The following is a 12575-nucleotide window of genomic DNA, read 5'->3' as shown; positions in this document are numbered from 1 at the left end:
GGTTTATATAGCTAAGATAAATTATTCAACCCTTTTAGCATCGTGCGTGCCACCCTGGTAAATGCGGCAGATGATGGTTTTACCTTTATCATCCTTAAGAAACTCAACCTCTACAGGGGCAACTTTAAGATAGAATTTGTCTTGTGCTTCGGCAAACAGCTCAAGCTTTGATTGTCCGTCTGCCTGGCCGTAAAGTTTATCACCCTCGCGGGTAATGGTTAATAATTTGCCTGGCATCATCTCATATTTACCTACATAAGTTTGCAAAGTTGCAGCATCAACAGTAACGTTCTTGAAAACCTTAGAATGGTATAATCCTTTAAAGCCGTAAACTTTGGCCACGCTGTTGATGATCTCGTTCATAATAGCGCCCTCGTCAGAGTTTACCATTACTACCACGCCGTTACCACCTTCGAGGCTGCCCTCGTACTGGCATCTGAAACCCTCGTTAGCGCCACCATGCTGAAAATATTTTACACCATCAAGATCGTCAATAAAAACACCTAAAGCCGCAGACTTGTCTCCGTAAGGCGTAAGCCTCAGTTTAGTATAAGCCTGATTAAGCACTTTGCTTGATTTTCCCTCGAGCGCCAGTTGCGTTTCAATAATATATTTAGCAAGATCGGTTGGGTTGGTCCAAAGGCCGGCAGGTGCTTCTTCGGGGTAGATGTGGTATTTGCCTTCCAGTTGGGTACCATCGCCGCGATAGGCTGTCGCCAGCAACCCGGCTTTAGCTTTTGCAGGTGGCTGGGTATAGCTGCTGCCTGTCATGCCCATTGGTTTCAGTACCTGCTCATACATATATTTATCGTAAGGCTGATGCGTAATATCCGTTACCATTAACTGCGTGATAGTAGTACCACCGCCCGAATATTCCGACCGCAGGCCCGGCTCAAACATAGAACGTACGGGATCTGAATTGGCGGGTTTGGTACCATTCAAGATCTGCACTACCGTAGGCAGCGGGTCTTTTATATCGTATCCGCCAAAGCCATGCACCGTTAAACCGGCGGTATGGCTCAACAGGTTTTTGGTGTTGATGATCTTTCCTTTTGCCACGCTATCATAAGGGAACTTCCAACTGGTGAGGTATTGGTTAATGTCCTTATCCAGATCAAGCTTACCATCCTGCGCCAGCTTTAAAATACCAACGCCGTTTAATGATTTACTGATGGATGCCGCCTGGAACAATGTGCTGGTAGTTACCGGCCTTTTCTCCGCAACATCAGCGTAGCCGTAAGCTTTGGCCCATTCCACTTTATAGTTGCGGATAACCGCAATGCTTACCCCGTTTACCTTGTAATGCGCCATTCGTTCCTGTATGGTCCACAAAGGTGTGCCTTCGGTGCTGATCATACCAACCAGGTTTTTCTCAACCAGTTGTATTTTCTTTTGGGTACTATCGGCAATCTTTTCGCCGGTTTGCGCAGAGCAGCCCGTAACCAAAAAGCCCAGGGCAACAATAAGGTTCAGTTTTTTCAGAAGCATAAAACTATGTGATATTAATTCAAATTCCTTTTAATGACCCAATGACCCAATGACCCAATGACCCAATGACCCAATGACCCAACTACTCCGTCTTCAAACTCTTCACAGGGTTCACCAACGCCGCTTTTATGCTTTGGTAACTAACCGTTAGCAAAGTAATGCCCAGTGCACCTATTGATGTTAGTACAAATATCCACCATGAAAGATCGGTGCGGTATTTGTAATCTTGCAGCCAGCCCTGCATAAAGTAGTAGGCCGTTGGAATAGCCAGTAACAATGATATGGTTACCAATATCACAAAATCAACCGACATTAATCTCCACAGCGTAAACACCGATGCGCCCAAAACCTTGCGCACGCCTATCTCTTTGGTACGCTGCTCGGCCATGAACGATGCCATGCCGAACAAGCCCATGCAGCTTATAAATATAGCCAATATGGTAAAGAAGCCGGCCAGTTTGCCCACACGTTCTTCGGTGGTAAATTTGCGGGCGTATTGTTCGTCGGTGAATTTGTATTCGAACGGACTGCCCGGATCATATTGTTTAAATACGCTCTCAATTTTTGCAATGGCTTTGCTTACCGGTACTTTAGGGTTAAGGCGGATATCCACCGACCCCTCGGCCTCGTTAGACATTACAAACATGGTAGTCTTTACCGGCTCGTATGGCGACGACATCACCATATCTTTCACTACACCTATCACCGTATATTTTTTGCCGTTATCTACAATTTCGCCAACGGCATTTTTAAAGCCCATAAATTTTGCTGCCGATTCATTGATGATCATGGCTGTACTATCTGATACCACGCTGCGCGAGAAATCGCGGCCCTGGATGATTTTCCATCCGGCGGTTTTACCAAACTCGGGCGTAACGGGGATGTAGGCAAAATCATCCTGCAGATCCGGCGCTTTGCCGCGCCAGTTGTAGCCGCTGTTATTGCTCTGCACTTCTGTAAGCGGGCTGCCCGATTCTGCCATTTCTACGATCATGCCGCTCGAGATAAGATCATTACGTACAGCGCTGAAGTTTTTGTGGATATCCTCGGTTTTGGCATAGATCTGCACCATGCCTGTGCGCTCGTAACCAACGGGGCGGTTCTTGGTATGCTGCACCTGCAAAAACACCACAATGGTGCCAATGATAAGCGTTACCGATACTGTAAACTGCAATACCACCAATATTTTGCGCGGTAACGCTGCAAAACGGCCTGCTTTGAAAGTTCCCTTTAAAACTTTAACCGGCTGAAATGACGACAGGTAAAAGGCCGGGTAGCTGCCCGCAATAACACCCGTAAGCAAACTAAAGCCGATGCCCATGGTCCAGAAAACAGGTTCGGCCCACAACACCGACATGGTTTTGCTGGCCACCTGGTTAAACCATGGTAAAATAAGCAACACCAATACAATAGATACGATAAAGGCAAAAGCCGTTACCAGTAACGATTCGATAAAGAACTGGGCGATGAGCTGTACTTTTAACGAGCCTACCGTTTTACGAATGCCTACCTCTTTAGCGCGTTTCTCAGACCGTGCTGTGCTCAGGTTCATAAAATTGATACAGGCCAGCAGCAGCACAAAGCTGCCGATGATGCCAAACATCCACACAAACTGTATACCGCCGCCGGTGTTAACGCCATCTTTAAATTCAGAATACAAACGCCATTTATCCATAGGATGCAGGAACACAACCGGCTTAAACGATGCGCCAACTTTATCACCCTGCGCCTCGATGTTTTTCATTTTAAGGTTGCGGATGCGGGCGTTTACTTTGTTGATATCCGCATTATCATTCACTTGTGCAAATACCTGGAACGAGTTATTGCCCCAGCGGGTGGTAGCGCGCTGCAGCCATGGTTGGGTGGTTAAATAAAAATCCCATGGCATTATATAGTTAAGATCTTTAAAAGCTGTATTTGAGGGGATATCTTTATAAATACCGGCAACTTTAAGCAGGTATTGGTTATCTATTTTAATGGTTTTATCCATGGCATCGCCATTGGCAAAAAATGCTTTGGCAACTTTATCAGATATCACTATGGATGACGGATCGGTAAGTGCCTTGCGCGATCCTTTGATCATTTCAAGGGTAAGCATGTCAGGCGCTTCGGGCTGCATAAAGCTGCCGGCCATGCTAAGTTTTTTATCGCCCACGGTAAGGATGTGGTCGTAATTCCAGCTGGATAAGGTAACGTATTTAAAATCGCCGCGGTAATCTTTACCCAGAGCCATTCCCAGCGGGATAGGCATCGAGATCTGGCTGCCCACCTGCCCGTTAATGGTTTGGTGCTGCCATACCTGTACAATGCGGTTATGGTTTTTAAAGTAGTTGTTGTATGATACCTCGTCCCATATCCAAAGGCCTATTAGCATGGCCACCGCCATACCTACCGAAAGGCCGGCTACATTTATAAACGTATGGGTTTTGTTTTTGATAAGGTTGCGCCAGGCAATTTTCAGATAATTCTTTATCATAACAGGCAGGGTTTAATAGGCTTTTATTACGTTACAAGCTACGCTTGTATTTTAAAATAACGCAATAATGTGCCAAATATTTAATTGATTGATAGTTAGATATTTGTGATGATATAGATTTTAAAAACCGTTCGGATACGGACAGTGCATTGTTCGATTGTGCGCACTGTTGTGGTGGCTGTTTATCAGGATGTTAGATGCTCATGGCTGCCTATGGCTTTGTTGTTTACAGGCTTAGCAATTTACTAATTTATGTGTACCTTAAGCCCGTGTTTTACTAAGCCACAGCAATTAACATGAAAGCATTAAACAAGGCACTCATTGCCTTATCGGTAGCCACATTGGTTGGGCAGAAGGTTTCTGCTCAGGATAACATCCCCAAAGATTATTTAACAAAAGAATTTCACGCCGGCAGGCGCGAGGCTTTACGCAAGCTGATGCCCGCCAATTCGGTAGCAGTAGTATTTGCCTACCCCGAGCGTGTTTTCTCTAACGATGTAAACTACGTTTACCACGCCAACCCCGATCTGTATTATTTTTCGGGCTATAAAGAGCCTGATGCCGCGCTGTTGGTTTTTAAAGAACTGCAGGGTACAGGCGATACTTCTTTTAACGAGATCCTTTACGTGCGCAAGCGCGATCCGCAGCAGGAGCAATGGACTGGTCGCCGTTTAGGTACTGAGGGCGCTAAAACCCAACTGGGCTTTAAACGCACCTACAACAGCAGCGAGTTTGCCAAGCTACCTGTAGATCTGAAAAAGTTTACTGTGTTTTACGATAACCTGCCCGATGCTGCCGGTGGCGCATTGCAACCCATGATAGAAGCTTTCAAAGTTAAAGCCGGTGTTAAAACCATCGACAAAGGTTTAAAGAACGACCTTAACGTAGTGATGAAGTATGCTAACCCGCATAACCTTGCCCAGATAGTGAATTACATTAAACCACGTATGCAGGATGAGGCGCACAAAAGCGAACCGCTGCTGCAACAGCTGTCTGCCACCACAGACTCAGCTACGCTGGAAGGCATTAAGGCTAAACTGAAAGCGCAATACGGTGCATCAAGTACGTTTGATGATTATACCAACACCCTGCGCGGTATTAAACAGCCGGAAGAAATTGCCCTGATGAGCAAAACCGCACAGCTATCGGCCATTGCCCATGCGGAGGTAATGAAAGCTATTAAACCAAGCATGAGCGAACGCGAACTGGAAGGTATATTAATGTACGTTCACAAAAAATATGGTGCCGAGGATGAAGGTTATCCGCCAATTGTTGGTGTGGGTGCAAATGCCTGTATCCTGCACTACGAGGAGAATAACGAGACCGTTTTAAACAACCAGTTGGTATTACTTGATGTGGGATCTGAGTATCACGGCTACTCTGCCGATGTTACCCGTACCGTGCCACCAACAGGTAAATTCACCGATGCACAGAAAGCCATTTACCAGGTAGTTTATGATGCCCAGGAGCAGGTGATACAAATGTGTAAAGCCGGCGTTAAATACGGCGATCTGGAGAAAAAAACAGGCGAAGTATTAGCCGCAGGTTTGATCAAATTAGGGATCATAGCAGATGCTAAAGAGCTGCGCACTTACTACCCACACGGTGTATCGCACCACGTAGGTTTGGATGTGCACGATAAAGGCTCATACGCCGGCAACCTTGAAGAAGGTATGGTGATCACTGTTGAGCCGGGTATCTATATCCCAGCAGGCAGCAAATGCGACAAAAAATGGTGGAATATTGGTGTGCGTATTGAGGATGATATTTTGGTGGGTAAAGATAAATTCACTAATCTTTCTGCCGATGCGCCACGTACCTGGCAGGATGTTGAAAAAATGGCCGCACAAAACAGTATATTTGACGGTGCGAAATTCCCGCCGCTTAAATAGGAAGATTTTATTATATATGAGAGCCGCCCCAAAAGGGCGGCTCTCTTTTTTGTACAACAATTTGTCTTTTCGAACGAGCGTAGCGAGGAGAAATCTTCTACGTTGTTAAGTATCGTGCGTAGAAGATTTCTCGTCGCTCCTGCGCTCAATGTCCCACCCTTCTGCTCGCTCGAAATGACAGTATGGTATTAATATTTAATAACCCGTGTCATTGCGAGGAGCTACAGCGACGTGGCAATCTCATCGCGTTTAGATTGTGCATGCGAGGAGATTGCCGCGCTATCGCTCGCAATGACATATTTCTTATCTCACCTCTGCTTCCTCAACCGTTTCCCGCAGATCATACAGTAACCATTGCTTCTTAGCTATCGACGGCGCTTTTTGCCTCAACAGGTTAATAAAATCAGTTACCCCCACCGGCTCGTTGCCGTTGCCGTGGATAAGTACGATGCTGCCTGCCTGGGGTTGCTGCCCTTTGGCCAGCCATGCATCGGTACCAACCGGTATCAACCCGAAACCGGTGATCTGGTATACCAGTTGCTGATCTGATACTAATCCCGGGAAGCGGAAGAATGCTGAGGGGAGCAAGCCGTTAGCCAGCATCAGCTTTTCGGTTTCCAGTACCTCGTAGTTGATATCGGTGCCGGGCTCCAGCAAAAAGTTGGTTTTTAGGGGCGCACTTGCGCTAACGCGGTGATTGTAGGAATGGTTTATCCAGGTAACATAGATATGGTGCTGGGCCTGCAGTTGTTTCAGCCAGTTAAGGTCGGCTATATGGTGTTTCATCCAAAGCCCGCTTACGGATAAGGCGATGGGAACAGGTTGCTCCACCTGCTTAAAGCCGTTGATGATATCCGTAAATATGCGCCTGTCTAAAGGCCGGTGCGAGGGGCAAAGGTCGGCGGTTAAGCTGATGCCTGTTTCCTGTGGCATACCGCGTTCAATACCTGCATTGTTATTGATTGATTTTCGGCTTTTTGTAAGGCTTTTATATAAGGGGTGTTCTTGAAAAAGTCGCGTGCTTTTTCGATGGTCATCGGGGTGATCTTGTAAAAGCCGGCATCTGTGACCTTGGTCTCCAGCGTCTGCGGGTTTACCATCAGGTAGTAGGGGCGGCCGGCGTTCTCAAAGCTGCGCAGTACCATCCAGTCCTGCGGGTAAAGGTGCGCCCAGCCGTAGTATACTTTGTAGTTGCTGATATGGGTATAGTTAGCCTGTCCGAAAGCGCTGCTGGCGGTAATGGTTATTAAAAAGATGATAAGAGGTTTTATAAATCGCATATCTCAAAAAAAAGGCTTAGCACAAATTTGTTTTAAAAATCCAGCCGGAAGAAGGCGGACATTCTATTTGTCGAAGACTTGCTCATGTGTTAATCGTTTGACAGGCCCACCATGACAAAGTAAAATGCAAACAGCCAATCATGACATTTCAACTATTAATATGTTTTATTGTTATTGATGGAATAATGATATTTGCCACGCATCTCAAAATTTTTGGCTTATGACACGCTTATCGGTAAACATAAATAAAATAGCAACATTACGTAACTCGCGCGGTGGTAATAACCCCGATCTGGTACAGGTTGCTAAAGATTGCGAAAGTTTTGGTGCGCAGGGTATTACGGTACACCCGCGCCCCGATGAGCGCCATATCCGTTATAATGATGTGTTCGACCTGAAAAAGATCGTAACCACCGAGTTCAACATTGAGGGCAACTGCCAGGAGCAAAAATTTGTAGATTTGGTGCTGGCCTCAAAACCGGAGCAGGTTACTTTGGTGCCCGATGCCCTCGGTCAGATCACCTCAAACCATGGCTGGGACACCATCAAGAATCAGGATTACCTGAAAGAGATCATCGCTGTGTTTAAAAACGCCGGTATCCGCGTATCCATATTTGTTGATCCAGTGGTGGAAATGGTTGAAGCCGCCGTTACCACCGGCACCGACCGCATTGAGCTGTATACCGAAGCTTATGCACACGGCTACCACACCAATCGCGAAGAAGCCATTGCCCCGTACATAAAAGCTGCTGAGGCGGCCCACAAATCCGGTTTAGGCATTAATGCAGGCCACGACCTTGATCTGGACAACCTTAAATACTTTGCAGATAACATCCCCGCGCTGGATGAAGTAAGCATAGGTCATGCGCTTATCAGCGATGCTTTATATTACGGCTTGGAGAATACCATCCAGATGTACCTGCGCCAGTTATCTTAGCGGATAATAGTCACATGGCCGGAGAGCGGCTTATCATTCTGCCTTTCAATGATGTAGTAATACACGCCTGCAGGCAGTTGTTTGCCCATGTAGGTGCCATCAAATGGCTTGGCGTATCCCCGCGATTGGAATACCGCTTGTCCCTGCCTGTTAAATACTTTCACGTTAGACATGGTAGATTCTTCGATGCCTTTTATTACCCAGTAATCGTTAACGCCATCGCCGTTAGGGCTAAAGGCATTAGGTATGGCATCGGCAATAAGGCCTAATACAATGGTTGCTTTGCTGCGTACACTTGGGCATGATCCGTAAGTAAGCTCAACCCAATAAGTTTTAGTTTCGGTTACATTGATGGTGAAATTACCACCCTGTGCCTCGTCAAGAGGAGTAGTACTTGTTTCAGAATCGTACAACCTGTATATAGCTGTAGCGTAAGCATCTTGCACGGCAAGGGTAGTATTGCCTTTACGGTTAACTTCCTTATCGTTAACAATAGGCGGTGGCACAGACAGGTCGCTTTCTTTAATGGTATAAGTAATTTGGGCCAGGTTACAAGTAGGAACAGCCACCTGCTGCGGGTCAAAATCTGTTATTGCTAAAGTATAAGAACCCGCACTTAAATTACTAAGCGATTTTTGGTTTAACGGCGCTATGATGGTTCCGTTGGCATCTGTCCATGTATAAATGTAGCTGCCACGGCCGCCGGTAACGGTTGGCGCATCTATACTGCCGTTGCCAATGCCGCAATAAATATCATGCGAGTTGCCAAAAACGGTCACCATTTCCGGCACCTCGCCTACGGTAACTTGCTGCACAGGGTTGGCGCTTTCGCAGCCTGTGTTATCACGTACAAAAAGCCGGTAAGTGCCGGCTGGCAGGTATTGTACGGTTTTATCATAACCTACACGAACGTTGTCGCTGTTCATCCACCGGTATTCGGTAGGTTGCGAAGGGGCATTGTTAGTATTTACAGTTATTGTACCCGTGCCAAAAGCATGGCATGATTTGGTTACCGTAACCGGGAACGGTTGAAACTGTACAGGCGGAACGTACTGTATATTAAAAGGTATAACACGGCTGCAATTGGCATTGCTGATGGTGAGTTCATAGTCGCCGGCAGGTACACCCAATAAATCAATAGCGGGACTGATGATATCGGTACTGTTCTTTCTGCGCCATGCAAAAGAGGTAGCATCAGGCGATGTAAGTCCGGTTATCTGGCCCAACTCGCAGGCCGTTTGCGAGCGCACATTTACATTAGTGGTTACCAGGCTTACGGCATTGATGGCTTTAATTTCATAAGGGCCAAATAGCTGTATACAACTGCCATCCAAATTGGTTACTTTAAAACGATACTTGCCGGGATTAGCATTTAACAGGTCAACGCAATCACAAACAGGTTGGTCATTCTCATTTAGCCATTGAGCTTTATATTGCCCGGTTGGTAGCGATAGCTGCATACCCGTTATTGACCCGCCCAAATTGCACGAATAATCATTTACCTGAACGTTTGTAGTGTTAACACTTGTTTTGGGTACACGCCCTATGCTATAAGTTATGATGTACTTTTCGCAACCGTTCTCGGTGCCATATACATCATAAGTGCCCGCATCAATACCGGTAAGTTTAGGTATTGTTGTGGTGAATATTTGGCCCGTAGCGCTGTTTACCCATTTGTATGATGTTGGCAAAAGGCCTGTTACCTGTAGGAAAATAACTTCAATGCTGCCATTATTTTGATCGCAGGTGGCATCTTTAAGACTTTTTGAAATGCCGCTATAGCCTGTTGATGTTGGGCGATCAATGGTGTAATTAGCGCTTTTTTTAGAGCAACCATTATTATTCTCGGCCACCAGGTAATAAGTGCCCGGCGGTTTGTTTACAAGGTCGATATTGTGCGAAACTACCTTATTGTTATCATAGAAATTATACCACGTATATTTAGTGGCGCCTGTTACTTGTATATTGGTAATGCTACCGTTACCATTTTGGCAGGTGGGTTGGGTTACAACTTTTTGTGTTTCATCAATGATGATACCATTTGTTTCGGGTATATCAAAGTCTGCAGATACGGGTGTACATATACCACTGCTAAGTGTTAATGTGTATTTACCTGCCGGTACATCTGAAAGCCTCAGGTCGTTACTTACAAATTGGCCCTGCGAGTTTGTCCACGCTATGGTGAGCGGGCCACCACCTGCCACGGTCAGGCCAGATATAACGCCGTTGTTGCTGTTACAGGTTGCGCCCTGGATAACAAGATTTTCCTGGCGGATAGAAAGATCTCCAATACTGAATAAGAAGATAGGTTGTGTTGACGAAACGCAACTGCTGCCATCTGTAACGGTTAATGTATACATTCCCGATGGCTGGTCAATTAGGTTTAAAGCAGTACTTACCTCAACTTGCTGATCATTTTTCCAACTATATGTAAGATTTGTGCCTGTAACAGTGATGCCTTTAATTGACCCTGTGGCTACGCTGCAATTGGTTGGTGTAACTACTTTGCCTGATAGGTTAATAGCAGGGCCGTCGGTATTTACTATATCTACAGGGCCGTAATTTTTCTCGCAACCGTCAGATGTAGTTAGCCTTAATGAATAACTGCCCGCCGGCAGATTTGTGGCTTCTATCTGGTTACTTACAACAACGCCGGCCGCGTTTTTCCAGGTAATGCTGTTAACAAGGCCAAGTGGGTCGTTATAAAAGATGCCTTTTATAGAGCCCGTTGCCATGCCACAGCCTGCGTTGGTTATTGTCTTTGAATATTCGTACAGGTATACCTTATTGTCTTTTATCTCATAAAAATCGGTACTTATACAATCATTTAAAACCAGTTTATACCTGCCGGGCGCTGCGTTGATAAGGTTAAGATCATGGCTTACTACAATGCCCTGCTCATTAACCCAATAAGGCGAAAGGCCTTCCGGAACGGTTGCACCTGTTATACTGCCGCTAAACCCGCAACGTACGTTTATAACAGTTATGTTATCGGTATTGATCTCGAATGTTTTAAAAAGTGATGTTTTGCCATTAAATGTTGCAGCTGCATATATTGTACCCGATGCATTGATTGAGGCGTTCCAATTGCCACTTGCGTTAGCCGTTACAGTTGTAATTTTACCGCCTATGCTGCAACTGGCATAATCGCATGCGGTACTTCCATAAATATCTATCAGTGCATTGGGGGTGGCTGTACCTGTTATAATGGTTTGGCCACCTGCTGTTGCGCGTTTGGCTAATTTTATTTGTGGAAGATCTAAAGGCGTTGATGAGCCATAAGCACCGTAAACCATGCAACGATACTCGTTATTCCTGATGAGGATATTTGGAGAGTTTATTCCATTTACGCCGGTAATGTGATCAAAGAAGTAGTTTTTATCGGCTGTATTAGCCCCACCAACTGTTACATTGGCTAATGAGTTTTCTACATTGAACCCTCCACCCTCGTTTGGGTGAGACCGGCCATGGTTAGTACTTGTTACACCATCGCGGGCAACACCTAAGTAGTTGCCGGTAAATGATACATTGCCTTTAAAGCCATTTAAATAGAATGCCCTGCCGAAATTACCGGCGGTGTTGTTTTTTATGTTGAGGTTAACGGTCACCGCTTTGTCGAGTTCGGATGGAGAAGACGCCGGGGAGTTGATACCCATAGTGTAGATCTGTACAACAAACTCATCCTGAAAAAAAGGAGTTGTGGTTACCCCGTCCTTAAACACACCAAAATTGTTTGATTTTATGTTGATAGTATGGGTTATGGCCTTATCGTTATAGGCAATATCTAATCCGCATAAGAATGTGTTACCTTCTGCAAGCGCATCGCCACCTATTAACAGATCGTTACATTCTTCGAGCGAAAGGCCGGCGGTTTGGGACATGCTGCCATAAGGCGGATGCTCCATATTATTATTCTCGTTTAAGCCGAATATATTGGCCTGCAGTTTAAATCCGTTTACTTTTTTGCCTATGATAGAAAAGTTGTGAAACCCTTTTATCAAATTGCCTTTGCCCTGCGCTCCTAATGTTATGTTTTCGGAGTTTTCTATTTGTAAGCCCGTTCGTAAACCTACATCAGGCCAGTTGGTGTTAATGTAGGTATAATCAAGAATGTAGAGGCCATACAATTCAATGTCTTTAACATTTTGTATTCTGAATGTAGTGAACTGATCGTTTGTTGTAGGGGTGGAGATCCGCACCTTAGCGTCACTGTCGCCAAATTTGGCACCGGGTTGCGTTGTGCCATCTATTACCAGGTTTGATGAGATTGCCGGCAGTTGCGTTATTAAATTTATTGTGCGATCTGTTATTGAACTTCCCGGCAGGTTAAAATAAACGAAGTCTTTAACCGCGTTGCCATTTGCAGCCGCCTTGGTCAATGCATCGCGTAATGTTCCGGGGCCGCTGTCGGCATTGCTGGTTACGGTAAAAGTGTCTGCTTTGGCAATATTAAATGCAAAAAGTAAACAAACAATGGGTAACCATTTAAGCATAAAAGATAA

General features: G+C 45.5%; 7 protein-coding genes. 2 read left to right on the top strand and 5 right to left on the bottom strand.

Annotated features, from left to right (window positions below):
* Positions 1 to 21: 21 nt before the first annotated feature.
* Positions 22 to 1488 carry a serine hydrolase gene (locus D0C36_RS09990; RefSeq protein ID WP_117391490.1) on the bottom strand — a complete coding sequence of 489 codons (1467 nt, stop codon included), beginning with the start codon at positions 1486 to 1488 and terminating at the stop codon, positions 22 to 24.
* Between the two features lie 82 nt (positions 1489 to 1570).
* The gene (locus D0C36_RS09985; RefSeq protein WP_117391489.1) at positions 1571 to 3964 is read right to left on the bottom strand and encodes an ABC transporter permease; all 2394 of its coding nucleotides are present in this window, start codon (positions 3962 to 3964) and stop codon (positions 1571 to 1573) included.
* A gap of 296 nt (positions 3965 to 4260) precedes the next feature.
* On the opposite strand from D0C36_RS09985, the gene D0C36_RS09980 reads away from it, so the two are divergent.
* The gene (locus D0C36_RS09980; RefSeq protein ID WP_117391488.1) at positions 4261 to 5856 is read left to right on the top strand and encodes an aminopeptidase P family protein; all 1596 of its coding nucleotides are present in this window, start codon (positions 4261 to 4263) and stop codon (positions 5854 to 5856) included.
* Positions 5857 to 6159: 303 nt separating this feature from the next.
* On the opposite strand, the gene D0C36_RS09975 is transcribed toward D0C36_RS09980, so the two are convergent.
* Complete coding sequence (locus D0C36_RS09975; protein WP_117391487.1) at positions 6160 to 6789, bottom strand: polysaccharide deacetylase family protein; 630 nt, start codon at positions 6787 to 6789, stop codon at positions 6160 to 6162.
* Entirely contained in the window at positions 6762 to 7136 is a 375-nt protein-coding gene (locus tag D0C36_RS09970) for a hypothetical protein (RefSeq protein ID WP_117391486.1), read from the bottom strand. The genes D0C36_RS09975 and D0C36_RS09970 overlap by 28 nt, the downstream gene beginning before the upstream one ends.
* A gap of 220 nt (positions 7137 to 7356) precedes the next feature.
* Between D0C36_RS09970 and D0C36_RS09965 the strand changes: the two genes are divergently transcribed.
* Positions 7357 to 8073, top strand: a complete 717-nt coding sequence (locus tag D0C36_RS09965; protein WP_117391485.1) for a pyridoxine 5'-phosphate synthase — start codon at positions 7357 to 7359, stop codon at positions 8071 to 8073.
* Here the strand turns inward: D0C36_RS09965 and D0C36_RS09960 are convergent.
* Positions 8070 to 12566, bottom strand: coding sequence for a gliding motility-associated C-terminal domain-containing protein (locus D0C36_RS09960; protein ID WP_117391484.1), 4497 nt, complete (start codon positions 12564 to 12566; stop codon positions 8070 to 8072). The genes D0C36_RS09965 and D0C36_RS09960 overlap by 4 nt on opposite strands.
* Positions 12567 to 12575: the final 9 nt, after the last annotated feature.

Origin of the sequence: Mucilaginibacter conchicola (assembly GCF_003432115.1) — a bacterium.
GTDB lineage: Bacteria > Bacteroidota > Bacteroidia > Sphingobacteriales > Sphingobacteriaceae > Mucilaginibacter > Mucilaginibacter conchicola.
The sequence above is the reverse complement of the archived record's forward strand: the minus strand, read 5'-3'. Positions and strand labels throughout refer to the sequence as shown.